The sequence below is a fragment of the Ruegeria sp. L11 genome, assembly GCF_056531755.1.
Genome location: NZ_JBQFMI010000001.1, coordinates 781,251 through 804,140, shown reverse-complemented (window position 1 = coordinate 804,140; position 22,890 = coordinate 781,251). Strand labels below are relative to the sequence as shown.

General features: G+C 56.0%; 22 protein-coding genes and 3 tRNA genes. 12 read left to right on the top strand and 13 right to left on the bottom strand.

What is annotated here, in order from left to right:
* Positions 1–122 precede the first annotated feature (122 nt).
* Positions 123–446 carry a DMT family transporter gene (locus ACR0CE_RS03995; RefSeq protein WP_480831027.1) on the top strand — a complete coding sequence of 108 codons (324 nt, stop codon included), beginning with the start codon at positions 123–125 and terminating at the stop codon, positions 444–446.
* Positions 431–946: a nucleoside deaminase gene (locus tag ACR0CE_RS03990; RefSeq protein WP_480831025.1), complete on the top strand. Its 516-nt coding sequence runs from the start codon at positions 431–433 to the stop codon at positions 944–946. The genes ACR0CE_RS03995 and ACR0CE_RS03990 overlap by 16 nt, the downstream gene beginning before the upstream one ends.
* 9 nt (positions 947–955) lie before the next feature.
* Here the strand turns inward: ACR0CE_RS03990 and tpiA are convergent, their stop codons facing one another.
* Both tpiA and ACR0CE_RS03980 read right to left on the bottom strand, forming a co-directional pair.
* Positions 956–1,705: a triose-phosphate isomerase gene (gene tpiA / locus ACR0CE_RS03985; protein WP_480831023.1), complete on the bottom strand. Its 750-nt coding sequence runs from the start codon at positions 1,703–1,705 to the stop codon at positions 956–958.
* A 149-nt stretch (positions 1,706–1,854) separates the two neighbouring features.
* On the bottom strand, positions 1,855–2,220 hold the full coding sequence (locus ACR0CE_RS03980) for a HesB/IscA family protein (RefSeq protein ID WP_480831021.1): 366 nt from the start codon (positions 2,218–2,220) through the stop codon (positions 1,855–1,857).
* Between the two features lie 217 nt (positions 2,221–2,437).
* Between ACR0CE_RS03980 and ACR0CE_RS03975 the strand changes: the two genes are divergently transcribed.
* A complete protein-coding gene (locus ACR0CE_RS03975; protein ID WP_480831019.1) occupies positions 2,438–2,779 on the top strand; it encodes a hypothetical protein in 342 nt (113 codons plus the stop codon).
* Positions 2,780–3,007: 228 nt separating this feature from the next.
* On the opposite strand, the gene ACR0CE_RS03970 is transcribed toward ACR0CE_RS03975, so the two are convergent.
* From ACR0CE_RS03970 to ACR0CE_RS03960, 3 genes are all read right to left on the bottom strand, one after another.
* Entirely contained in the window at positions 3,008–3,370 is a 363-nt protein-coding gene (locus ACR0CE_RS03970) for an SUF system Fe-S cluster assembly protein (RefSeq protein WP_267364500.1), read from the bottom strand.
* A gap of 94 nt (positions 3,371–3,464) precedes the next feature.
* Positions 3,465–3,743, bottom strand: coding sequence for an NfeD family protein (locus tag ACR0CE_RS03965; RefSeq protein ID WP_480831017.1), 279 nt, complete (start codon positions 3,741–3,743; stop codon positions 3,465–3,467).
* On the bottom strand, positions 3,743–4,633 hold the full coding sequence (locus ACR0CE_RS03960) for an SPFH domain-containing protein (protein ID WP_480831015.1): 891 nt from the start codon (positions 4,631–4,633) through the stop codon (positions 3,743–3,745). Before ACR0CE_RS03960 ends, ACR0CE_RS03965 begins: the two co-directional genes overlap by 1 nt.
* Positions 4,634–4,808: 175 nt before the next feature.
* On the opposite strand from ACR0CE_RS03960, the gene ACR0CE_RS03955 reads away from it, so the two are divergent.
* The 3 genes from ACR0CE_RS03955 to lon all read left to right on the top strand — a co-directional run bounded on the left by ACR0CE_RS03955 (position 4,809) and on the right by lon (position 9,601).
* Entirely contained in the window at positions 4,809–5,720 is a 912-nt protein-coding gene (locus tag ACR0CE_RS03955; protein WP_480831013.1) for a nucleoside hydrolase, read from the top strand.
* 62 nt (positions 5,721–5,782) lie between these two features.
* Positions 5,783–6,913 carry a tRNA guanosine(34) transglycosylase Tgt gene (gene tgt, locus ACR0CE_RS03950; protein ID WP_480603768.1) on the top strand — a complete coding sequence of 377 codons (1,131 nt, stop codon included), beginning with the start codon at positions 5,783–5,785 and terminating at the stop codon, positions 6,911–6,913.
* 279 nt (positions 6,914–7,192) lie between these two features.
* Positions 7,193–9,601, top strand: a complete 2,409-nt coding sequence (lon, locus tag ACR0CE_RS03945) for an endopeptidase La (protein WP_480485761.1) — start codon at positions 7,193–7,195, stop codon at positions 9,599–9,601.
* A 138-nt stretch (positions 9,602–9,739) separates the two neighbouring features.
* Here lon and ACR0CE_RS03940 read toward each other — a convergent pair.
* Positions 9,740–9,814 (bottom strand) — tRNA-Val (locus ACR0CE_RS03940).
* A gap of 181 nt (positions 9,815–9,995) precedes the next feature.
* Here ACR0CE_RS03940 and ACR0CE_RS03935 point away from each other — a divergent pair.
* The 3 genes from ACR0CE_RS03935 (at position 9,996) to uvrA (ending at position 13,230) form a co-directional block, all read left to right on the top strand.
* Positions 9,996–10,072, top strand: a tRNA-Asp gene (locus ACR0CE_RS03935).
* Positions 10,073–10,117: 45 nt separating this feature from the next.
* Positions 10,118–10,194 (top strand) — tRNA-Asp (locus tag ACR0CE_RS03930).
* A gap of 177 nt (positions 10,195–10,371) precedes the next feature.
* The gene (uvrA, locus tag ACR0CE_RS03925) at positions 10,372–13,230 is read left to right on the top strand and encodes an excinuclease ABC subunit UvrA (RefSeq protein ID WP_480831011.1); all 2,859 of its coding nucleotides are present in this window, start codon (positions 10,372–10,374) and stop codon (positions 13,228–13,230) included.
* Positions 13,231–13,246: 16 nt separating this feature from the next.
* Here the strand turns inward: uvrA and ACR0CE_RS03920 are convergent, their stop codons facing one another.
* The 5 genes from ACR0CE_RS03920 to ACR0CE_RS03900 all read right to left on the bottom strand — a co-directional run bounded on the left by ACR0CE_RS03920 (position 13,247) and on the right by ACR0CE_RS03900 (position 17,970).
* Positions 13,247–13,570 (bottom strand): hypothetical protein, encoded by a 324-nt coding sequence (locus tag ACR0CE_RS03920; RefSeq protein ID WP_209504052.1) that lies wholly within the window; start codon positions 13,568–13,570, stop codon positions 13,247–13,249.
* 107 nt (positions 13,571–13,677) lie between these two features.
* Positions 13,678–14,550 carry a 3-hydroxyisobutyrate dehydrogenase gene (gene mmsB / locus ACR0CE_RS03915; RefSeq protein WP_480772645.1) on the bottom strand — a complete coding sequence of 291 codons (873 nt, stop codon included), beginning with the start codon at positions 14,548–14,550 and terminating at the stop codon, positions 13,678–13,680.
* A gap of 3 nt (positions 14,551–14,553) precedes the next feature.
* Positions 14,554–15,594, bottom strand: coding sequence for a 3-hydroxyisobutyryl-CoA hydrolase (locus ACR0CE_RS03910; protein ID WP_480831008.1), 1,041 nt, complete (start codon positions 15,592–15,594; stop codon positions 14,554–14,556).
* 7 nt (positions 15,595–15,601) lie between these two features.
* Positions 15,602–16,744 carry an acyl-CoA dehydrogenase family protein gene (locus tag ACR0CE_RS03905; RefSeq protein WP_209504049.1) on the bottom strand — a complete coding sequence of 381 codons (1,143 nt, stop codon included), beginning with the start codon at positions 16,742–16,744 and terminating at the stop codon, positions 15,602–15,604.
* Positions 16,745–16,854: 110 nt separating this feature from the next.
* A complete protein-coding gene (locus tag ACR0CE_RS03900) occupies positions 16,855–17,970 on the bottom strand; it encodes a carboxylate-amine ligase (RefSeq protein WP_480831006.1) in 1,116 nt (371 codons plus the stop codon).
* Positions 17,971–18,107: 137 nt separating this feature from the next.
* On the opposite strand from ACR0CE_RS03900, the gene ACR0CE_RS03895 reads away from it, so the two are divergent.
* A complete protein-coding gene (locus ACR0CE_RS03895) occupies positions 18,108–18,959 on the top strand; it encodes a class I SAM-dependent methyltransferase (protein ID WP_480831004.1) in 852 nt (283 codons plus the stop codon).
* Between the two features lie 71 nt (positions 18,960–19,030).
* The gene (locus ACR0CE_RS03890; RefSeq protein ID WP_480831002.1) at positions 19,031–19,507 is read left to right on the top strand and encodes a fasciclin domain-containing protein; all 477 of its coding nucleotides are present in this window, start codon (positions 19,031–19,033) and stop codon (positions 19,505–19,507) included.
* A gap of 68 nt (positions 19,508–19,575) precedes the next feature.
* Here ACR0CE_RS03890 and ACR0CE_RS03885 read toward each other — a convergent pair whose 3' ends face one another.
* Positions 19,576–20,121 carry a L,D-transpeptidase gene (locus ACR0CE_RS03885; RefSeq protein ID WP_480486475.1) on the bottom strand — a complete coding sequence of 182 codons (546 nt, stop codon included), beginning with the start codon at positions 20,119–20,121 and terminating at the stop codon, positions 19,576–19,578.
* A 239-nt stretch (positions 20,122–20,360) separates the two neighbouring features.
* Entirely contained in the window at positions 20,361–21,860 is a 1,500-nt protein-coding gene (locus ACR0CE_RS03880; protein ID WP_209596112.1) for a CoA-acylating methylmalonate-semialdehyde dehydrogenase, read from the bottom strand.
* 125 nt (positions 21,861–21,985) lie between these two features.
* Here ACR0CE_RS03880 and ACR0CE_RS03875 point away from each other — a divergent pair, with 125 nt between their 5' ends.
* Positions 21,986–22,867, top strand: a complete 882-nt coding sequence (locus ACR0CE_RS03875) for a LysR family transcriptional regulator (RefSeq protein WP_480476727.1) — start codon at positions 21,986–21,988, stop codon at positions 22,865–22,867.
* The last annotated feature ends 23 nt before the right edge of the window (positions 22,868–22,890 follow it).

The following is a 22,890-nucleotide window of genomic DNA, read 5'->3' as shown; positions in this document are numbered from 1 at the left end:
TCGACTGCCCGGTTTTTTCGTATCTTGAACCCCGGCATCAAGTGCTTAACTCGGGTTCAGAGGACGACCTCCCCATAATGGGACATCTTTCGGGACGACCCGAACGAATACGAGGTTGTCATATGCCCTGGATCTTTCTTCTTTTTGCTGGCCTGTTGGAAATCGTCTGGGCTGTAGCGATGAAGCAATCGGCTGGTTTCACCCGATTGTGGCCTACGGCCTTGATGGCTCTTTCGATGATCGGCTCTTTCGGCCTGTTGGCGCTGGCGATGCGCGACCTGCCATTAGGCACGGCTTACACCATCTGGACGGGTATTGGGGCAGTGGGGGCGTTCTGTGTCGGTATCCTGTTTCTGGGCGAAGCCCTAAGCCCTGCGCGGATTCTCGCGGCCCTTCTGATCGTGACGGGTCTTATCCTGATGAAGCTGGCATGCGCCCTTTATTGACCAAGCTATTGCGCTTGGGCAGGGTTCAGGAAACACGGGAAATGGAGACCGGAATGCTGACCGAGACCGACAAGCGCCTGCTACGCGTTGCTTATGACGAGGCCAAAGCCGGGTTTGACGAAGGTGGATGCCCGATCGGGTCAGTTCTGGCGCGGGGTGGCGATATTGTTTCACAAGGGCGTAATCAACGTGTGCAGGGCGGGGATCCGATCGCACATGGCGAAATGGATGCCTTGCGTGAAGCGGGACGTCAGAAAACCTATCGGGATACGGTTCTTTACACGTCGTTGTCACCTTGCATGATGTGCTCGGGCACTATCGTTCAGTTTGGTATCCCGCGTGTGGTGATCGGCGATACCCAGAACTTTGGTGGCAACGAAGACTTCCTGCGCGAACGCGGTGTCGAGGTGGTGATAGTCAACGATCCTGACTGCATCGCACTGATGCAGCGGTTCATCGAAGAAAAGCCAGAGCTTTGGGCCGAAGATATTGCCGAGTAAAGGCGAATCCTAGACGCTCTCCAGCGCCTGAATAATGCCCGTGAAATCCCCGGCCTTCAGGCTGGCGCCACCCACAAGCGCACCATCGACATTTGAAACCGCAAAGATCTCCGCCGCGTTGGAGGGTTTGACCGACCCACCATACAGAAGACGGACAGAGCGGCCCACACCTTCGCCAAAGCGGCGCTCTAGCCGGGCGCGGATGAAGTCGTGAACTTCCCCAATCTCATCAAACGTCGGAACCTTGCCGGTGCCGATGGCCCAGATCGGCTCATATGCAATGATCAGGTTCTCGCCGGTTGCCTGATCCGGGATCGACCCCGACATCTGACCGCCGATTATGTCGAGCGTATTTGCCGCCTCGCGTTGCTCCAGACTTTCGCCTACGCAAATGATCGCTTTCAACCCCGCGTCCATCGCTGCACGGGCCTTGGCGCGTATATCCTCGTCATGTTCTTCATGGTCTACGCGACGTTCGGAATGACCCAGGATGACTGACGTCGCGCCCGCGTCCAGCAGCATCCCGGCGCTGATATCGCCTGTATGCGCGCCCGCGCTTGCCGCGTGACAATCCTGCCCGCCAACGGTAACTGCTGACCCTCGTACGGTGTCTGCGGCGCGGCTGAGCAATGTTGCCGGAGGGCAGATCAGGATATCGACCGAAGCGTCTGGGTGAGACTTGCACAGTGCTTCAAGCTCGCTCAGCGCAGCACCGGTTCCGTTCATTTTCCAGTTTCCTGCCGCAAGCCTGCGCCGCATACCCGTATCTCCCTGATCATTCGATGATTTAGGATGCGGATAGCATTGTCGACGCGATCTTACAATTCCACGGATCGGGTGGGTTCAAGCGCTATGATCGACAATACGTCGTTCGGTCGGGCCCGTGTCACAGGATTACCCGGCGCAAACTAGGATTGCTGCGTGATGCTTTCATCGAATTTGATGGATTCACCACAACCGCAAGCGTCGACAACATTCGGGTTCTTGAACTTGAAACCTGATTCCAGCAACGACACCTCGTAATCGATTTCAGTGCCGAACAGGAACATCTGCGCCATTGGCGCGATCATGACGCGTGCTCCATTCTGTTCGACAACTTCGTCATGCGGATCGGCTTGATCGACATATTCCATGGTATATTCCATACCCGCACAGCCGCCTTTCTTGACGCCAATGCGCAAGCCAGCGTGGCCACCCGAGTTCATCAGGCGGGTGATTTGTTCTGCGGCTTTGGGCGTCATGGTCACAGCCTGTTTGCCGGGAATGCCGAACATGTAAGTCTCCGTTGTCGCGCGTTGCGTTTAATTTAGGGCTCAGGAGGTCAAGGCTCAAGACGGTGTGTTATAAAGAGTTTTATCCGGATGAAACAACCCGGCATTCAGAATGGGTTCGCTGAAGATATCCAACCGTGAGACCGTGGAACTGAATGGGTTCAAGTTGGTCAGCCGTTAACTCGGTTTGCTTTGAAATACTATCAGAAAGGATAATATTGTGAATGATTTACAGGCGATTGTTAATTCGATCTTGATGCGCGCGGTGCTTACCATTGCAGTTCTTCTGTTTGTTCCGGATGATGCGGCGGCCACCAATGATGGAGAGAGGCATCCAGTAAACTGCGCGACCGCCGAGGGCGATTTGCGCGCCATCGCGGCCGAGAAAAAGCACGCGCAGGACCAACAGTTGGAAAGTGTTGCCGCCATTACTCCTGCCGGGGCACTTTTGGGGCTGGTCACAGGAACGGAACACAAACGGCTGCAAATGCTGTCGGGGGACTACATCAATCAACTTGACGCCAGATCTGCGAAAATCAAAAAGACCTGCAATTTGAACTGATTACCCGACGTTCGGGTATCTGGGTAAGAAAAGGACCGTTCTCGGGCAAGAACGGTCCGTGTTTCGGGGCCGGAACTCGGGGGGCGGTCAAATCATGTCTGGCCCGAGGCGACACTGATTGGTGCCGTCCACAGGTCTTTTCCTGCAACATTGTGACAGGGACAGCACGAGCAGGTAACAAAAACGCCAATGTTTTGTGACAAGTACCCGGGAAACTGTGGCAGGTGCCTACATAAATCCTAATTCCAGACGTGCTTCGTCTGACATCATCTCCATACCCCAGGGCGGCTCCCAGGTCAGTTCCACGTCGACTTCTTTGACGCCTGCAACAGGCTCGATCGCTTCCATGATCCATCCGGGCATGTCGCCGGCAACCGGGCATCCGGGGGCTGTCAGCGTCATGATCACCTTCACGGCGTTGTCCGAGGAAATGTCGATCGTGTAGATCAGGCCGAGGTCATAGATGTTCACCGGGATTTCCGGATCGTAGACCGTGCGACACGCCTCGACCACGGGCTCGTACAGGGGGTGCTCAATGGTTGACGGCGCAATCAGCGGTGTGCCTTCAAACTGTTCGCTCGGGTGAGTCATCTTTGCCTCGGGTCAGTTGCCTGAGCGATTATATAGGGAATAGGAGCAACAGGGTCCAGTAGGGCGGCGGCGCCGATTGGGGCGCCGCGGCAATTTAGTCGTTGATGTCGTGGTTGAAAGTTTTGACCTGACCGTTCGGCAACGCAAACAGTTTCCGCAAAACAAGCCACGCAATCAGTGACATCACTGCAAAGATCAGCGCCAATACATTCAAAGACAGAGCCATTCCGGGTACGGCAAGGATAAGCCCCGTGACTGCGGCTCCGATTGCAAAGCCCAGAAAGATGAAACCGGGCAGGAAAATCTCAAGGATACCCAGCGCCAATGCGGCGGCCAGCCAGATCCACCAGATCAACCAGAAGGGGTCTGCCATCATTTTCCTCCTTTTAACATTTTGAATGCGTCACCAAAGGCTTCCAGTGCGTTGGCAGGCACAACAATGGTCTGTTTACCAGTACCATTTCCAAGCGCGTTCAAGGCTTCAACCTGTTTCAGCGCAACCTGATACTGCGCAGCTTCGATGCCGTTATCCTGAATGGCCTTGGCGACCACACCTGTCGCGAACGCCTCGGCTTCGGCCTGAATACGCCGCGCCTTGGCAGTTTGTTCAGCCGCGTAAAGCTCGGCGTCGGCATGCAGTTCGACAGCACGCTTCTTGCCCTCGGCTTCTGTCACCTGTGCGCGGCGGGCTCGTTCGGCGTTCAGCTGTTGCAGCATGGCGTCACGGGTGGCCTGATCCAGATTTACGTCCAGAATCTCGGCGCGGGTGACTTCGATGCCCCAGTCATCGACAGCTGTTTCAACGCTTTCCTGAATACGCGTGATCAGTTGTGACCGGTTCGACTGAACCTCATCCAGATCCATCTTACCAATCTCGGCGCGAACGATCCCGGCGACAGTGGTGGCAATCGCGCCATCTACATCGCGAATCCGGTAAACCGTCTTTTCAGGTTCGAGAATACGGTAGAAGACCGATGTATCGATCTGCACCAAAACGTTGTCCTTGGTGATTGCGTCCTGCGTCGCGTTTGGCAGCTGGCGTTCCAGGATCGAGATCTTGTGACGCGCAATGTCCAGTAGCGGAACAATAAAGTTGATGCCGGGGCCAAGCACGGAATGCAGGCGCCCAAACCGTTCAACTACGTATTTTTCGGACTGAGGCACAATCTTGATGCCCTTGAAAATGATAACAACTACCAGCACCGCAGCCAGCAGGTAAATGATGTTTGACGAAAGCAATCCGATGATTTGGTCTTCGGTCATACTGTCCTCTTGTTTTTGTGTACTATAGTATACATGTGGCGATTGAGTCGCCCGATTTCAACTCTGGTATGAGTGGAAAGCAGCCCCATGCAAATGCTCCAATAGTAAAACGCTGTATCGAAAAATAGTGCTGTGACCGCTTTGCATCCCTAATTGTTTGCGGTATCGGGCTTGGATGAAACTGATAATCGATACAGATCCTGGCATCGATGATGCCATGGCAATCGCCTATGCCGCCGCAGCGCCCGAGATCGAGCTGATCGGCCTGACCACCGTGTTCGGAAACACGCATGTTCACCAATCCAGCCGCAATGCCCGGTTCCTGCTTGATAAGCTGGGTCTGGATCTGCCTGTCGCGGAAGGGGCTGCGGTTGCCTTGGGTGCCGATACGCATTCGCCCTCCGAACATGTGCATGGTCCCGAAGGATTCGGTGACCTGACTGAAATTCCCGAAATTGGAAGCAACCACGCCCTGCCAGCTGCTGAATTTCTGGTTGATATGGCGCGAACCCACAAGAAAGAGCTGGTGGTGTGCGCCGTGGGCCCCCTGACCAACATCGCCAACGCCATTCGTCTGGATCCGGAATTCGCCGACAATCTGGGGCGTTTGGTGATCATGGGCGGGGCGGTGTACTGCCCTGGTAATATTTCAGTACATGCCGAGGCCAACATCTATCATGATGCGATTGCCGCTGAAGAGGTCTTTGCCACACCGCCGGAAACCGTACTGGTCGGCTTGGATGTCACGCTGAAAACGCTCTACGAGACTGCGGATTTCGAAAGCCTGGCAATGCGATCACCTGACATGGGGTCCTTTCTGCGCGATATCTCTCGCTTTTACCTGAAGTTCTACAAGGACGTCGGTGGTCTGGAAGGTTGCGGCCTGCACGATTCGACGGCTGTGATCGCTTGTTCTCATGGTGCCATGTTTGACATGGTCGAAACGGGTCTGCGGGTTGTCACCGAAGGCGACCAGAAGGGGGCAACGCGACCTGATCCGGAACGTCCCGTAGTTCGGGTCTGCCGCGACGTGGACGGGGCAGGGGTTGTTCAACTGTTTACAGACCGTGTTGCCTCGCTACCCTGACGGGTTGCAAAGACCAAACGGATCGGGCAAAGCCTGCCCGGTTCGGCGACCCGAGGGATGACATGACCCAACAGTTTTCTTTTGATCTGAAGGCAACAGACGGCAAAGCCAGGACCGGAGTGATCAGCACACCGCGCGGCGACGTGCGAACGCCTGCCTTTATGCCGGTTGGCACTGCGGCAACGGTCAAGGCGATGATGCCGGAAAGCGTTCGCGCGACGGGGGCAGACATCCTGCTGGGGAACACTTATCACCTGATGCTGCGCCCGACCGCTGAGCGTATTGATCGACTGGGTGGACTCCACAAGTTCATGAACTGGGATCGGCCCATTCTGACAGATTCCGGCGGATTTCAGGTCATGTCGCTGGCCGGTTTGCGCAAGCTGACTGAAAAGGGCGTGACCTTCAAATCCCACATCGACGGGTCAAAGCACGAATTGACGCCGGAACGATCCATGGAGATCCAGCGCCTGTTGGGCTCGGACATTGTCATGTGTTTCGATGAATGCCCTGCGCTGCCAGCGGATCGTGACCGCATTGCCGAGTCAATGCGCCTGTCGATGCGTTGGGCCGAACGGTCGCGCGATGCGTTTGGCGATCGTCCGGGGCATGCGCTTTTTGGCATCATGCAAGGTGGGCTGGAAAAAGACCTGCGCGAAGAAAGCGCCGAGGCGTTGAAATCTATCGGTTTCGAAGGCTACGCAGTTGGTGGCCTGGCGGTCGGCGAAGGGCAGGAGGCCATGTTCTCTTGTCTCGATTATGCCCCCGATTTCCTGCCATCGGACAAGCCGCGCTATCTGATGGGCGTTGGCAAGCCCGACGACATCGTCGGTGCTGTTGCCCGCGGGATCGACATGATGGACTGTGTGTTGCCCTCGCGGTCTGGGCGAACAGGGCAGGTTTTCACCCGTTACGGTGTGGTGAACATCAAGAATGCCCGTCACGCAGACGATCCGCGGCCGCTGGACGAACGCTGCACTTGCCCGGCTTGTTCGAATTATTCCCGCGCTTACCTGCACCACGTGTTCCGCGCGAATGAGATGATCTCTGGCATGTTGCTGACATGGCATAACCTGCATTATTTTCAGGAGATCATGGCCGGCATGCGCGACGCGATTGCGGATGGTGCGTTCGAAGCCTGGCAGGCCGATTTCCACGCGCAACGCGCGCAGGGGGATATCGAACCGCTGTGATATTTTGCCCTCTCCAGGAAGAAATCTGCCAGTTCTGCGCAGCCGGGCTGTTTTCTGGCGACTGATCGCGCAAGACCGGGGCGTATCCTACTATTTTGGTGGATATGTTCCCGGCACGCCTTGCAGTCCGCCAAACCTCGGTTCATTCTGATTGGTGATACATGGCGGTAAGGTTGAAAATGGGCGATGAGGCCCCACCTTTATCGTCCAAGACAGGAGACGGACAAATGTTGCCTCGATGAGGGACAAGTTCCGTCTTGCCAACGATAAGGATAGAGCATGCAAGAGCCTCTGAATTCCTCCTACCCCGTCCTGCCGCTGCGCGATATTGTGGTGTTCCCACATATGATCGTGCCGCTTTTCGTAGGCCGTGACAAATCGGTCCGCGCGCTGGAAGAGGTGATGCAGGACGACAAGCAAATTTTGTTGTCCAGCCAGGTCGATCCCGGCGTTGACGACCCTGATGAAGAAGGCATCTACCGCACCGGCGTTCTGGCAAATGTGCTGCAACTGCTGAAGCTGCCCGATGGCACGGTAAAAGTGCTGGTCGAAGGGCAGGCGCGCGTTCAGATCACCGAGTTTCTGGAGAACGAAGAGTTCTTCGAAGCCCGCGCGGAATACCTGACCGAAATTCCCGGCGACGTCACCACGACCGAAGCACTGTTGCGCACTGTCGCGGACGAGTTCGAGCGTTACGCCAAAGTGCGCAAGAACATCCCCGAAGAGGCACTGACCGCAGTGGGCGATACAACCGAGCCTGCGAAGCTGGCCGACCTTGTGTCGGGGCATCTGGGCATCGAAGTCGAACAAAAGCAGGAGCTTCTGGAAACTCTCAGCGTCAGCGAGCGGCTTGAGAAGGTCTATGGCCTGATGCAGGGCGAGATGTCTGTTCTGCAGGTCGAGAAGAAGATCAAGACCCGCGTCAAATCCCAGATGGAGAAGACGCAGCGTGAATATTATCTGAATGAGCAGATGAAGGCCATTCAGAAGGAACTTGGCGATGGTGAGGACGGCAGCAACGAAGTTGCTGAACTGGAAGCCAAAATCGCCGAGACCAAGCTGTCGAAAGAAGCGCGGGAAAAGGCCGAGGGTGAGCTTAAGAAGCTCAAGAACATGTCGCCCATGTCGGCCGAAGCCACAGTCGTGCGCAACTATCTGGATTGGATTCTTGCTCTGCCTTGGGGCACCAAGTCCCGTGTCAAAAAGGATCTGGGCCGCGCGCAGGAGATTCTGGACGCCGACCATTATGGGCTTGAGAAGGTCAAGGAACGGATCGTTGAATACCTTGCGGTTCAACAGCGCTCGAAAAAGCTGAAAGGGCCGATTCTGTGCCTTGTCGGTCCTCCGGGCGTCGGTAAAACATCGCTGGGTAAGTCGGTTGCGAAGGCAACCGGGCGCGAGTTCATTCGCATCTCATTGGGTGGTGTACGCGACGAATCCGAAATCCGGGGCCATCGTCGGACTTACATTGGCTCGATGCCCGGCAAGATCATTCAGGCGCTGAAGAAGGCGAAAACCACGAACCCGCTGATTTTGTTGGATGAAATCGACAAGATGGGGCAGGATTTCCGGGGTGACCCGGCATCCGCGATGCTTGAGGTGCTGGACCCCGAACAGAACAACACGTTCATGGACCATTATCTTGAGGTTGAATATGACCTGTCCAACGTGATGTTCCTGACCACGTCGAACAGCTACAACATGCCCGGGCCTCTGCTTGACCGGATGGAGATCATCCCGTTGGCCGGTTACACCGAGGACGAAAAGCGTGAGATCGCCAAGCAGCACCTGATCAGCAAACAGGTCAAGAACCATGGTTTGAAAGCCAAGGAATTCGAACTGACCGATGAGGCGCTGCAAAAGATCATCCGCACCTATACCCGTGAGGCGGGCGTACGGAACCTTGAACGTGAAATCGCCAAGGTTGCGCGCAAATCGCTGACCAAGATCATCAAGAAGGACGCGGAAACCGTTAAGGTCACACCCGAAAACCTGCAAGATTTCCTGGGTGTGCCGAAATTCCGTTATGGCCTGGCCGAGCAGGACGATCAGGTTGGTGTTGTCACCGGTCTTGCCTGGACGTCAGTGGGTGGCGACCTGTTGCATATCGAAGCGTTGAAACTGCCCGGCAAAGGGCGGATGAAGACGACCGGTAAGCTGGGCGATGTGATGAAGGAATCCATCGACGCCGCTTCGTCCTATGTGCGTTCGATTTCACCTCAGATCGGGGTAAAGCCGCCGCAGTTTGACAAGATCGACATTCACGTTCACGTGCCGGATGGCGCGACACCCAAGGATGGCCCATCGGCTGGTCTGGCCATGGTCACGTCGATTGTCTCGGTTCTGACCGGTATTCCGGTTCGGAAAGACATTGCTATGACCGGCGAAGTCTCACTGCGCGGGAATGCGATGCCGATTGGTGGATTGAAAGAAAAACTGCTGGCCGCGCTGCGTGGTGGGATAAAGACCGTTTTGATCCCGGAAGAGAATGAAAAGGATCTCGCGGATATCCCGGACAACGTCAAAGAAGGGCTGAAGATCATCCCGGTCAAACATGTCTCGGAAGTTCTGGAACATGCTTTGGTGCGTAAACCGGAACCGATCGAATGGGACGAAGCCGCGGAAGAGGCCGCAGCAGCGGCGGCCGCGTCGCCCGGTAATACCGGACCTTCCGCGACCGCGCATTAAGTCTTTGGTAAATCAAAAAAAGGCGAAGCAATAGCTTCGCCTTTTTTGTTGAGGGATGTAGTGAAGACCGCACCATGCAGCGCCAAGACGCTGCATGAAACCAGCGTTTCATTTTGGGCATCGGTGTGATCTGGAAAATGGTGGGTGATAACGGATTTGAACCGCTGACATCTTCGATGTGAACGAAGCGCTCTACCACTGAGCTAATCACCCATGGGACCGGGTGATATCTTTCCCGAAGGTTGGCTGCAAGGGAAATAGAACCCGTGGCATCCGCAAAAAATCGCGCCGTATACAAAATTCTGGAATCTGGCAAAAAACTTGAAAACGCCGCTTGACGCTGCCCGAGCGTAGCCATAATACACCCAAACGTTCAGCAATGAACATGCAGCGGGCGGTTGTAGCTCAGTTGGTTAGAGTACCGGCCTGTCACGCCGGGGGTCGCGGGTTCGAGCCCCGTCAACCGCGCCACCGCTGCCAACCTTGGTCCAGGCAAAAGGCCACGAAAATAGATGCGCGGTTGTAGCTCAGTTGGTTAGAGTACCGGCCTGTCACGCCGGGGGTCGCGGGTTCGAGCCCCGTCAACCGCGCCATTTTCCTCCTCAAACAGATCAACGGTTGCGCCTTTACGGGCACCTTTTCCCAATCCATTGATCATTGAAGGTTCTAATCGGCGAAATTTCGACTGTTCACTAAATGTTCTAACTTTTCTGTTGGAGTCTTGGTCTGGCTCGCCTATCTCTTAACCACTTGTTTGTTGGGGGCCGCATATGGCTGAGCTGAAGAATATCGAGGTGCGCGGCGCGCGCGAACATAACCTCAAAGGTATAGACGTTGATATCCCTCGGGACCAGTTGGTGGTCATCACCGGACTGTCGGGTTCGGGGAAGTCCTCATTGGCGTTTGACACCATCTATGCAGAAGGCCAGCGCCGGTATGTCGAAAGCCTTTCGGCCTATGCCCGGCAATTCCTGGATATGATGGAAAAGCCGGATGTCGATCATATCAGCGGCCTGTCTCCGGCAATTTCGATTGAACAAAAGACGACGTCCAAGAACCCGCGTTCAACTGTGGGCACGGTAACCGAAATCTATGACTATCTGCGTCTGCTATTTGCCCGCGCCGGAACGCCCTACAGCCCAGCCACCGGGCAACCGATTGAGGCGCAGCAAGTGCAGGACATGGTCGACCGGATCATGGCAATGGAAGACGGCACACGCGGCTATCTTCTGGCCCCCATCGTGCGCGACCGGAAGGGTGAGTACAAAAAAGAATTCCTGGAGCTCCGCAAACAGGGTTTCCAACGCGTCAAGGTGGACGGAGAGTTCTACGAACTGGATCAACCGCCTGTATTGGATAAGAAATTCCGTCACGATATCGATGTGGTTGTTGATAGACTGGTTGTACGGGAAGGAATGGAAACGCGCCTGGCCGACAGCCTGCGCACCGCTCTGGACTTGGCGGACGGGATTGCCATTTTGGAAACTGCCCCGCGTGAAGGTGATCCGGAACGCATCACATTCAGCGAGAATTTTGCCTGCCCGGTCAGCGGTTTTACCATTCCCGAAATCGAACCACGCCTGTTTTCGTTCAACGCGCCGTTCGGTGCCTGCCCGGATTGTGACGGTCTTGGGGTCGAGTTGTTCTTCGATGAGCGCCTGGTGGTGCCGGACCAGACGCTGAAACTCTACGATGGTGCTTTGGCCCCATGGCGCAAGGGCAAATCTCCGTATTTCCTGCAAACCATCGAGGCCATCGCGCGCCATTACGAGTTTGACAAGAACACGCCCTGGAAAGACCTGCCTAAAAATGTGCAGGAGGTCTTTCTGCGAGGGTCCGGGGATGATGAAATTCAGTTCCGGTACGACGAAGGTGGGCGCGTCTATCAGGTGACCCGCAGTTTTGAAGGCGTGATCCCGAATATGGAACGGCGGTACCGCGAAACTGACAGCGCGTGGATTCGTGAGGAATTTGAACGATATCAAAACAATCGCCCCTGCGGTGCCTGCGAAGGCTACAGGCTGCGGGCCGAAGCGCTGGCGGTTAAGATCGCCGGGCTGCACGTGGGGCAGGTGGTTCAGATGTCGATCCGTGAGGCTTTGGCGTGGATCGAAGATGCGCCCAACCATCTGAGCGCCCAGAAAAACGAAATTGCCCGCGCCATCCTCAAGGAAATTCGCGAGCGACTTGGTTTCCTGAATAACGTTGGTTTGGAATACCTTACGCTGTCCCGTTCAAGCGGAACACTGTCGGGTGGCGAAAGCCAGCGTATTCGTCTGGCCAGTCAGATCGGCTCGGGGCTGACCGGGGTCCTCTATGTGCTGGATGAGCCTTCGATCGGACTGCATCAGCGTGACAATGACCGACTTTTAGGCACGCTCAAGAACCTAAGGGATCAGGGCAATACGGTGATCGTTGTAGAACATGACGAGGAAGCCATCCGCGAAGCTGACTATGTTTTCGACATCGGTCCGGGGGCAGGCGTACATGGCGGGCAGGTGGTCAGTCACGGAACGCCTGCGGAAGTCGCGGCAGATGCGGCCTCTATTACTGGGCAGTACCTTGCGGGAACGCGTGAAATCGCGGTTCCGGTGCAGCGCCGTAAAGGCAAAAAGCAGAAAGTCACGGTGGTCAAAGCCACGGGCAACAACCTGAAGAATGTCACAGCCGAATTCCCCTTAGGCAAATTCGTTTGCGTCACAGGTGTGTCGGGCGGGGGTAAATCCACCCTCACGATTGAGACATTGTTCAAAACCGCGTCAATGCGGCTGAACGGGGCGCGTCAGACACCAGCACCTTGTGAAACCATCAAGGGGCTGGAACACCTCGATAAGGTCATCGACATCGACCAGCGCCCCATTGGGCGAACGCCGCGTTCAAATCCGGCGACTTACACCGGGGCCTTCACCCCGATCCGAGATTGGTTTGCCGGCCTGCCTGAGGCTAAGGCACGCGGGTACAAACCCGGTCGCTTCAGCTTTAACGTCAAAGGCGGGCGGTGTGAGGCATGTCAGGGTGACGGTGTCATCAAGATCGAGATGCACTTTCTGCCTGACGTCTACGTGACTTGCGAAACCTGCAAAGGCGCGCGGTATAACCGCGAAACGCTTGAGATCAAGTTCAAGGGTAAATCCATCGCGGATGTGCTTGATATGACAGTGGAAGATGCGCAGGAGTTCTTCAAGGCCGTGCCGTCAATCCGGGACAGGATGGACGCCCTTGCGCGTGTGGGTCTTGGCTATATCAAGGTGGGTCAACAAGCCACGACGTTGTCAGGTGGCGAGGCGCAGCGGGTAAAGCTGTCAAAGGAACTGTCAAAGCGTTCAACCGGGCGAACGCTCTATATTCTCGACGAACCGACAACAGGACTGCATTTCGAAGATGTTCGCAAGCTGTTGGAAGTGCTGCACGAACTTGTCGATCAAGGCAATACGGTCGTAGTGATTGAACATAATCTGGACGTGGTTAAAACCGCGGATCATATCATCGACATTGGACCTGAAGGTGGTGATGGCGGTGGCGAAATTGTCGCCACCGGAACACCGGAAGACATAGCCGATGTTGAACGCAGCCACACCGGGCGATACCTGAAGTCGATGCTGAAAGGCGCGCGCGTCGCGGCAGAATAAGTGCCCAGACGCGGCCTCAGTTCAGGATATCTGCGATCGCGCCGATCAGGTTCAGGACTTTGCGTGTCTCGGGGTCGACCCGGTACACATAATCACCGGCACGGACATAAGAGTAGTTTCGGTTCAACCCATAGCGATAAGGGTCATTGATCCAACGGTAATCATTGGTAATGAAGTCACCATCGCGATAGATTTTCTTTGCCTGACCAGGCGGCACGCAGGGAACGGATTTCTTGGCCAGACCCGGAGGGCAATGCCCGGCCTTGTTCTTTGCAACCGCGGCAACCGGGGAAAGGGCCAAAGCCGCCAGAGTTGCCGTCGTTACCAAAAATCTCGTCATGTCGCCGTCCTTTGCGAATTGGCCAGCCGGGCCTTTTGTTCATGACTGCCTAGATGGTCGCTTGCCCAAGATCTGTCAAATCGTTGGGCAAGATGCCGCCAGTTGTTTCAGTCACGTCCGCGGTTTTCGAACCGTGGCAACATGGCACTGAAATCGCGTCCCTTGCCATCTTCGTTCTCGACAAATTGCTCATAAAGCGCGGTGGCCGCCTGACCCATCGGTGTATCTGCATCTGCACTCTCAGCCGCCTGCTGGCTGAGGCGCAGGTCCTTCAGCATCAGCTCGGCCGCAAAACCGGGGGCGTACCCATTGTCGGCCGGGCTTTGCGGGCCGACACCGGGGGCAGGGCAATAGGCGTTCATCGTCCAGCTGTATCCGGACGACGTACTTACCACGTCAAACATCTTCTGCCGGTCCAGACCCAGTTTGTCGGCCAAAGCGAAGGCTTCACAGGTTGCAATCATGGTGACACCAAGGATCATGTTATTGCAGATTTTGGCAGCTTGACCGGCACCGGCCTCACCACAGTGAACAGCTTTCTGCCCCATGATGTCGAACAGAGGGGATGCCTTGGCAAACGCGGCTTCTGATCCGCCAGCCATGAAGGTCAGCGTGCCAGCCGCAGCACCACCGATGCCGCCAGAAACTGGCGCGTCTACGGACAACAGTCCGGCGTTGATGGCCTGATCCGCAACTGCCCGCGCGCTTTCCACATCAACTGTCGAGCAATCGATTAGCACGGCACCTTGTGCCATTGCAGGAATGATCTGATCCGCAACGGCCCTCAGAATCGCACCGTTTGGCAGCATCGTGATGACAGCATCGGCCGCTGCAACAGCTTCCGAAGCGGTTGCGGCTTGAGAAACCCCGTCAACCGTCACGCCTGCTGTGTCAAAGCCAAGTACTTTATGACCGGCTTTTGCAAGATTGGCTGCCATTGGCGCGCCCATGTTTCCCAGTCCGATGAAACCGATTTGCATCTCTTAATCCTCTTCGAATGTCAGGGCGTCCGCACCCAGGGGCTGAAGCATTTTCGACACGGTAACCAGAGGGACGTTCATGTCAGGAAACTGCCAGTTCGGGTTGCGATCCTTGTCGATGATCTGCGCGCGGATGCCTTCCAGAAAATCGCCATGCTCCATCGCGCGGTGGGTGAAACGATACTCCATCTCCAGAGCTCGGCGTATGGTCAGAGAAGGGGAGCGCAGGCGATGAAGAACCTCGATTGTGCAAGCCACGGAAAGCGGTGCGTTTTTCCTCAGCATGCCCAGAGATTTCGCTGAAAACTCACTGTCGTCGCTGCGCAGACTGTTCAGAACGTCGCCAAGGGTTTCACCGGAAAAATGCTGATCGATTTGCGCCTGCAAGTTCGCCAATTCACCATCAGTCGGTGTATCGGCGTGGTCAGCCAACAGTTCAGCGTTTCCAGAGGCTTCGAGCAACTCGATCAGATCGGACCATTGTGATTGCGGGATGAAAAGGTCGGCAAACCCTGCATAGATCGCATCCGCAGGCCCCATCCGATAGCCCGTTGTTCCCAGAAACTCACCCGCGCGTCCAGGTGCAAGGGCCAGCATCAACGAGCCGCCGACATCCGGCACCAGTCCGATGGAGCATTCTGGCATGGCAATCTTTGCGCTTTCTCCCACAACTCGATGGCTGCCATGGCATCCGATGCCAACACCGCCGCCCATCGCGAATCCCTGAAGAAAGCTGATGACCGGTTTTGGATATTCGAAGATCAGGGCATTCAGACGGTATTCGTCACGCCAGAATATCTGACCGTAAGAAAAATCGCCCTTGGTTCCAGTTTCATAAAGTTCAGCAATATCACCGCCCGCGCAGAAGGCCTTTTCCCCTTCGGCGTCCAGGATGATCAGGTCAATCTCATCGTCCTCGCGCCAGTTGCGCAGCGCTGTGTCGATAGCCATGCACATGTCATATGTCATCGCGTTCAGCGCATGAGGACGGGTCAGGGTGATACGCCCGGCACGGCCTGTGGTGCGGATATCGATATCTGACATGGGTGCCTCAGCGATTGGCAAGCAATTGGCGTGATACAATCACACGCATGATCTCGTTCGTGCCTTCCAATATCTGGTGCACACGAAGATCACGCACAAGCTTTTCGATGCCGTAATCCGCAAGATAGCCATAACCGCCATGCAATTGCAGGCACTGGTCCACAACTTTCGATCCAGTCTCGGTAACGAACTTCTTGGCCATGGCGCAGAACTTCGTGGCATCCGGCGCGCCCTGATCCAGCTTCCAGGCTGCCTGCCTAAGGAACGTTCGCGCGGCCTGCAATTCGATCTCCATATCCGCCAGACGGAACTGAAGGGCCTGAAACTGGTCGATGGATTGGCCAAAAGCCTTACGTTCGGACATGTACTGCAGCGTCATATCCAGCCCGGCCTGAGCGGCCCCAAGCGAGCAGGCAGAAATGTTAAGTCGTCCGCCATCCAGTCCCATCATCGCATATTTGAACCCGTCACCTTCCGTGCCCACAAGGTTTCCAGCCGGGATCTTGCAATCGTCGAACTGAACTTGCGCGGTGGGTTGGCTTTTCCAGCCCATCTTCTGCTCGAGCGCGCCAAAGCTGAGGCCGGGCGTGCCGTCTTCAACGTAAACGGTCGATATCCCTTTGGGCCCATCCTGTCCGGTACGCACCATGCAGACGTAAGCGTCGGAATATCCGCCGCCTGAAATGAAGGCTTTTGTTCCGTTCAGCGTATAGCCTTCGTTGGTCCGTTCAGCGCGTGTTTTCAGCGCCGCCGCATCCGATCCAGAACCGGGCTCGGTCAGGCAATAACTCAACACAGTTTTCAAGCTCAGAACATCGGGCATGATGCGCGCCTTGAGGTCATCGTCGGCAAAGTTGTCGAGCATCTTGGCGCACATGTTATGGATCGACAGGAAGGCCGCGACCGACGGGCAGGCCATCGATAGGGCCTCAAAAACCAGGGTGGCATCCAGACGGGTCAGGTTTGACCCACCGCTGGCCTCGGACACGTAAAGGGCACCGAAGCCAAGCTCTCCGATTTGGGGCCACAAGGCTTTGGGGATTGTTCCATCAGCCTCCCATTGCCGGGCAAAAGGGGCGATATGTTCCTGCCCAAAGGCATGTGCCATGTCGAAAATGGCTGTTTGTTCCTCGCTGAGTGCGAAATCCATGGCGCTCCCTCCCATCGGCAATGAATTGAACAGTTGTTTATTTCTGAATTCTTACAGAAATTTTGCAGGTTCAACAATGGCTCTGGGCAGGGGACTGTTGTCGCCACTGTCTAAAGATCCGCGTGGAACTCTTCGATCAGGTGGCGCACGATGGCCTTGCCGGGATCTTCCCCGCGCGCGGCAGCCTCGGCATGAACGCGACGTTGGCGTGTGGCCGAGGTGCCGTTTTCGGCGATCTGCCGCAGCCGGGCCAGATCCGACATTGTACCCAGTGCCTCGGCATCTTCGGCCAGCAATCCCATCAGATCACCGATCAAATCGGACATGGGTTTGATCGAGCGATCGCCGAAATCGATCAATCCTTCGCCCACACCGTATCGCTGCGCGCGCCAGCGATTTTCACCTATCAGAAAGCGATCATATTGCCGCCAGCGCAAGTTGCGATCTTTCAAGCGGCACAACATTCGCGTCAACGCCTGCACAAGGGCGGCCAGTGAAAGCGTGTGCTCCAACCTTGGTTGGACATCCATAATCCGCGTTTCAAGTGTTGGAAAGCGATGCGAGGGGCGAAGATCCCACCAGATCTTTGTGGTATCTTCAATGACCCCCAGTTCAATCAAAATTCCCGTGGTGCGTTCATATTCGCCCCAGCTTGCAAAGACCGGCGGCAGACCGGTGCGCGGCAGATTGTCAAAGACGGTCAGACGGTACGACGACAGGCCCGTATCTTCGCCGTTCCAGAAAGGCGAGGACGTCGACAACGCCAAAAGATGCGGCAAAAAGTACGACAATTGCGGCATCAGATCAGACCGCAAGGCTTGGCTTTCAACCCCGACATGAACATGCATTCCGCAGATCAGCATCCGGCGGGCCACACCCCCCAGCGCGTGTTGCAGCGCATCATAGCGTTCCTTTCGAGTGTGATGCTGATCCTTCCAGTTCGCAAAAGGGTGGCACGACACGGCTATTGGCGACAGGTTGTATTCCGCGGCCCGTTCCGAAACACAGGAGCGCAGGCGTTTCAGGTCCTCGCGCGCTGAAGCGATGGTTGTATGTGGGCGGGTGCCGACTTCGATCTGGCATTGCAGGAATTCGGGGCTGACCTGTCCTTCGAAATCATTCTGACAGGCTTCCATCAGCGCTTCGGGAGCTTCGGACAATTGGAGGCTGTCGCGGTCTACAAGAAGGTATTCTTCTTCGATCCCGATCGTGAATTCCTGCTGCATGGCGGCCCTCGCGGTAGTTATTTTGATCAGTGAATACGGAAATTTTCTTTTTGCCAAGGGTTTGCCCGGCTTGTCCTTGCAGAGGAACGACCAGCAAAGGTATGGAATAGCGCAGCAAAGACTACGGAGCCAGCGACTTGAAACCCAGAAAATTCCCACAGATCAACGCCGCCCTGGATGAACTGGGGGTAAGACTGGTCGACAAGATCACCGAACAGGATGAGCGCGCGCGGCTGGAAGCCTTTGAGGCTGCCGGAGGTCTGACGCGCCCCGTCTATGCCTTGTCGCCGGGAATGGACGGGTTTGATATCTCTCAGCTGGTCAGTGAATACACTGCGCACAAGAATGCGCTAGAGGCGCTGAAGGATCCTGAACGCAATCAGACCGGCTATCGTGCTGGAAACGGCTATTACGACAGCCCGGACGCGGATGCCCTGTATCTGATGATCCGACGCTTTCAGCCCAGGCGGGTGATTGAGGTTGGATGTGGTAACTCGACCCGAATAACCCGGCAGGCGGCCATCGATGGCGGGTTTGACACCACAATTACGGCAATTGATCCGTATCCCCGCGCTGACATCGCCCAAGTTGTTGATCGGTTCGAACAAAAACGGCTGGAGGACGCCGACCCGGTACTGTTTTCAGAGCTGGAAGCCGGCGACATTCTGTTCATCGACTCCAGCCATGTTGTGCGGATGAGCAACGACGTCGCGCACTTGTTCTGCCGCATCATTCCGACACTGAAGCCCGGAGTCGTGATCCATGTGCACGATGTTTTTCTGCCCTATGAATATCCCAAGCGTTTCTTCTATGACTGCCCGGGCTGGGGTGAGCAGTACATGTTGCACGCTTTGCTGCAATCTGGCGCGTATTCAATGCTTTGGCCGGGATATTACCTGCAACAGGATCGGCCCGATGCTGTCGCCAATTTGCCCTTTTTGGCTGAAGGGCGCGCGCAAAGCATCTGGGTGCAGCTAAAAGAAAAGTGATCTCAGACTGATCCGGCGTGACGAAAGCCCCGTACCTCTTTCCATAACAAGCTGGAGAGGAGAAGACAGCCATGTTACGTCGTACTTTTATGGGCGCAGCCGCCGCATTTGCATTTGCCATGCCGCTCAAGGCGCAGGCAGCAGATATCGTTGATACCGCTGTAGCGGCCGGATCATTCAACACGTTGGTTGCCGCAGTTCAAGCTGCAGGTTTGGTAGATACCCTGAAAGGAAAAGGTCCATTCACCGTCTTTGCCCCAACAGACGAGGCGTTTGCTGCATTGCCCGAAGGCACGGTGGAAACGTTGTTGTTGCCGGAGAACAAAGATCAGCTCGTGTCGATCCTGACGTACCATGTTGTACCAGCCAAGGTGATGTCCGGCGACATAGCTGGCAAGCGCGCGAAGGTTCTGACTGTACAGGGTGATCGGCTGAGCGTGAATGCCAAAAACGGCGTCAAAGTGAATGACGCCAAGGTCATACAGGCGGATATCGAAGCCAGCAATGGCGTGATCCACGTGGTTGACGCTGTTATCCTGCCGGAATGATGCTCTGCTCCTCAAGAAATCAAAGCCCCGGCGTATGACCGGGGCTTTTGCTTTTCTAAGCTGGTAAATTAGACCAAACGAACCTGTGTGCCGACCTTAACCAGTGGATACAATTCTTCAACGTGTTGGTTATACAGGCCAATGCATCCTGACGAGCTCTGCCGACCGATCTTGCGCGTGTCGTGCGTGCCGTGGACGAGATAAGCAGGCCAGTCCAGATACATGGCGCGCGTTCCCAGCGGGTTGCCTGGATCGCCACCTTCCATCCGAATAGGCAGGTTGGGGTCACGCTCGCGCATCGAGGCGGTCGGTGTCCAGCTTGGAAATTCGGTCTTGCGTACAACTTTTGTGTAGCCGCGTTTTGTAAGCTCTTCGCTCATGGGCACAGAGCTGGGGTACAGCTTATAGGTGCCATCCGGCGCCCAATAGTGAACCGCGCGGCTGGTAATGTCGGCCAACAGGCAGCCAACGCCCAGCTCATCAAAGTGATCCTGCCAGTTTTGTTGCGCGAAGGATGATACATTGCGCCGTACCGGTAACTGTGTGCTGATCGCGTCTTCTGTCTCCGGAAACGCGTCCGTGCTTTGGGCCCGAACAAGGGCGGGGGTCGCCATCAGGGATGCAACGCCCAGCAGGGCGGAACGACGGGTTATTCGGGAGTGGGACAAGGGTGCCTCCGGTAAATTCACTGCTCAATGTGTATTTGGCGGCAAGATATTTCCATTGGTCGCAATTTTCCAGAGTGACGCACCTGAATTTCTTGTGAACGTGGGGAATTTGAACGCTGCTCGGCGGAAAAATGCAAAAACCCGGCCCTGAATAGGGCCGGGTTCCATAGTCATGCAGGCTGAAATCAGTCCATGGCTTTGAAGTTGAACTCGCCACCTTCCTTGATGCCCGACGGCCAGCGTGCGGTTACTGTTTTGGTGCGGGTGTAGAACTTGAAGCTGTCCGGGCCATGCTGGTTCAGATCGCCAAACATGGATTTTTTCCAACCACCAAAAGTGTGATAAGCCAGCGGAACGGGGATCGGAACGTTGATACCCACCATGCCGATATTGATCCGGCTGGCAAAATCGCGCGCTGTGTCACCGTCGCGGGTAAAGATCGCTGTGCCGTTTCCGTATTCGTGGTCCATCGCCAGACCGATCGCCTCTTCGTAGGAACCTGCACGGACAGTCGACAGAACCGGGCCAAAGATCTCCTGTTTGTAGATGTCCATGTCCGGAGTGACGTGGTCAAACAGGTGCGGGCCGACAAAGAAGCCGTCCTCATAACCTTGCAGGCTGAAATCACGGTTATCGACGACCAGCTTTGCGCCTTGCTCGACACCCGAATTGATCAGACCAAGGATACGCTCTTTCGCGGCGGCGGTTACTACAGGGCCCATGTCGACATCGTCACCAGCGGTGTAGGGGCCCACTTTCAGCTTTTCGACGCGCGGGATCAGCTTTTCGATCAGCTTGTCCGCGGTTTCTTCACCAACCGGAACCGCAACAGAGATTGCCATGCAGCGTTCGCCTGCTGCGCCAAACCCGGCACCGACCAGCGCGTCGGCGGCCTGATCCAGATCGGCGTCGGGCATGACGATCATGTGGTTCTTGGCACCACCAAAACACTGGGCGCGTTTGCCGTTTGCGGTGGCACGGCTGTAGATATACTGAGCGATCGGGGTAGATCCTACAAAGCTGACACCCTGAATGATCTCGCTGTCGAGGATCGTATCAACGGCCTCTTTGTCACCATTCACGACCTGGAACACACCCTTGGGCAGGCCGGCTTCGACAAACAGTTCGGCCAGCATCAGCGGAACCGAGGGGTCACGCTCGGACGGTTTCAGAACAACGGCGTTACCGCAGGCCAGTGCAGGACCGACATGCCACAGGGGCATCATCGCAGGGAAGTTAAAGGGCATGATCGAACCCACGACACCCAGCGGCTGGCGCATGGAATACATGTCGATGCCGGGGCCTGCGCTGTCGGTGAACTCGCCTTTCAGCATCTGAGGCGCACCGATGCAGTATTCGATCACTTCCAGACCACGCTGCAAGTCGCCTTTGGCATCGGGAATGGTCTTGCCGTGCTCGCGGCTTAGTGCCTCGGCCAGTTTGTCCATGTCGCGGTTCATCAGGCCGACCATTGCCATCATGACACGTGCACGTTTCTGAGGGTTGGTTGCGCCCCATTCGGGCTGGGCAGCGGCTGCGGCCTCAATCGCCGCCGTGGTTTCCGCAGCACTTGCCATCGGGCACTTGTATTGAACCTCGCCCGTTGCCGGGTTGTAGACGTTGTCGAAACGACCGGATGTACCGGCGACCATTTCGCCGTTCAGGAAATGGGTCAGATCTTGCATCAATAACTCCTCCGATAGATTTGTGCGCACAATAGGCTTGCAGAAATCCCGCGAACAGAGGCAATGTCTCAAAAGAGTTTTGCAAAAATGCAAAAGGAAACGGTGTGACTCCAAACTGGGACGATATGCGGATCTTTCTGGCCGTGGCGCGCGAGGAAAGTCTTTCCTCCGCTGGTCGTATCCTGAAAATCGATCCCGCCACCGTGGGGCGACGTGTTGCGCGATTGGAAACGACGCTGGATTCTGCGTTGTTCACCAAGTCGCAGCAGGGCTATGTCCTGACACCGGCAGGGCAGCGCCTGTTGGAGCATGGGTTGCATGCAGAAGAGGCGATGCGCGCAGCGGCCGGAGCCGTGGCGGGATCCACGAAATCACTCAGCGGGCAAATCCGGATCGGCGCGCCAGATGGCAGCGCAAATTACCTGTTGCCCCAGGTCTGCGCCAGGATCAGTGATTCAAACCCGGAACTGGATATTCAGATTCTGGCTCTGCCGAGGGTGATCAACCTGTCCCGTCGCGAGGCCGATATGGCCGTGACCGTCAGCGCGCCAACCGCAGGGCAGCTTTTGGTCAAGAAAGTCAGTGATTACAAACTGCACATGGTCGCGACCGATGAATATTTGAAACGTCACGAACCAATCCACTCGGTCGCTGACCTCAAGGGGCACCGGTTGATCGGTTACATTCCCGACATGATCTTTGACCGCGAACTGGATTACCTGAACGATATTGGGGTTGACCGTGTCGCGCTTGCATCGAACTCGGTCTCGGTGCAATTGCGGCAGGTCAGTTTGGGAACAGGCGTTTGCGTGGCACATGACTTTACGTTGCCGTTCCATCCGGGGCTTCGGAAAATCCTGACGGATCAAGTGAGTCTGACGCGCAGTTTCTATCTGGTTCGGCATGAAGGAGATCAGCGCAACGAACGGTTGAACCGCTTTGCCGATGCCCTGACGCGCGGTATTCGCGAGGAAGTGCTTCGATTGGAAGCAGATGCCGGTGCTTGACAGGTCGCCACAATCGCGCAACG

What these genes read in the sequence shown, in the direction of transcription:
- ACR0CE_RS03885 (WP_480486475.1), bottom strand. Translation starts at nt 20,121, where the DNA reads ATGGCGACCCCCGCCCTTGTTCGGGCCCAAAGCACGGACGCGTTTCCG.
- ACR0CE_RS03970 (WP_267364500.1), bottom strand. Translation starts at nt 3,370, where the DNA reads ATGACTCACCCGAGCGAACAGTTTGAAGGCACACCGCTGATTGCGCCG.
- ACR0CE_RS03955 (WP_480831013.1), top strand. Translation starts at nt 4,809, where the DNA reads ATGAAACTGATAATCGATACAGATCCTGGCATCGATGATGCCATGGCA.
- lon (WP_480485761.1), top strand. Translation starts at nt 7,193, where the DNA reads ATGCAAGAGCCTCTGAATTCCTCCTACCCCGTCCTGCCGCTGCGCGAT.
- mmsB (WP_480772645.1), bottom strand. Translation starts at nt 14,550, where the DNA reads ATGCAAATCGGTTTCATCGGACTGGGAAACATGGGCGCGCCAATGGCA.
- tgt (WP_480603768.1), top strand. Translation starts at nt 5,783, where the DNA reads ATGACCCAACAGTTTTCTTTTGATCTGAAGGCAACAGACGGCAAAGCC.
- ACR0CE_RS03900 (WP_480831006.1), bottom strand. Translation starts at nt 17,970, where the DNA reads ATGCAGCAGGAATTCACGATCGGGATCGAAGAAGAATACCTTCTTGTA.
- ACR0CE_RS03880 (WP_209596112.1), bottom strand. Translation starts at nt 21,860, where the DNA reads ATGCAAGATCTGACCCATTTCCTGAACGGCGAAATGGTCGCCGGTACA.
- ACR0CE_RS03875 (WP_480476727.1), top strand. Translation starts at nt 21,986, where the DNA reads ATGCGGATCTTTCTGGCCGTGGCGCGCGAGGAAAGTCTTTCCTCCGCT.
- tpiA (WP_480831023.1), bottom strand. Translation starts at nt 1,705, where the DNA reads ATGCGGCGCAGGCTTGCGGCAGGAAACTGGAAAATGAACGGAACCGGT.
- ACR0CE_RS03990 (WP_480831025.1), top strand. Translation starts at nt 431, where the DNA reads ATGCGCCCTTTATTGACCAAGCTATTGCGCTTGGGCAGGGTTCAGGAA.
- ACR0CE_RS03920 (WP_209504052.1), bottom strand. Translation starts at nt 13,570, where the DNA reads ATGACGAGATTTTTGGTAACGACGGCAACTCTGGCGGCTTTGGCCCTT.
- ACR0CE_RS03890 (WP_480831002.1), top strand. Translation starts at nt 19,031, where the DNA reads ATGTTACGTCGTACTTTTATGGGCGCAGCCGCCGCATTTGCATTTGCC.
- ACR0CE_RS03995 (WP_480831027.1), top strand. Translation starts at nt 123, where the DNA reads ATGCCCTGGATCTTTCTTCTTTTTGCTGGCCTGTTGGAAATCGTCTGG.
- ACR0CE_RS03905 (WP_209504049.1), bottom strand. Translation starts at nt 16,744, where the DNA reads ATGGATTTCGCACTCAGCGAGGAACAAACAGCCATTTTCGACATGGCA.
- ACR0CE_RS03910 (WP_480831008.1), bottom strand. Translation starts at nt 15,594, where the DNA reads ATGTCAGATATCGATATCCGCACCACAGGCCGTGCCGGGCGTATCACC.
- ACR0CE_RS03960 (WP_480831015.1), bottom strand. Translation starts at nt 4,633, where the DNA reads ATGACCGAAGACCAAATCATCGGATTGCTTTCGTCAAACATCATTTAC.
- ACR0CE_RS03980 (WP_480831021.1), bottom strand. Translation starts at nt 2,220, where the DNA reads ATGTTCGGCATTCCCGGCAAACAGGCTGTGACCATGACGCCCAAAGCC.
- uvrA (WP_480831011.1), top strand. Translation starts at nt 10,372, where the DNA reads ATGGCTGAGCTGAAGAATATCGAGGTGCGCGGCGCGCGCGAACATAAC.
- ACR0CE_RS03965 (WP_480831017.1), bottom strand. Translation starts at nt 3,743, where the DNA reads ATGGCAGACCCCTTCTGGTTGATCTGGTGGATCTGGCTGGCCGCCGCA.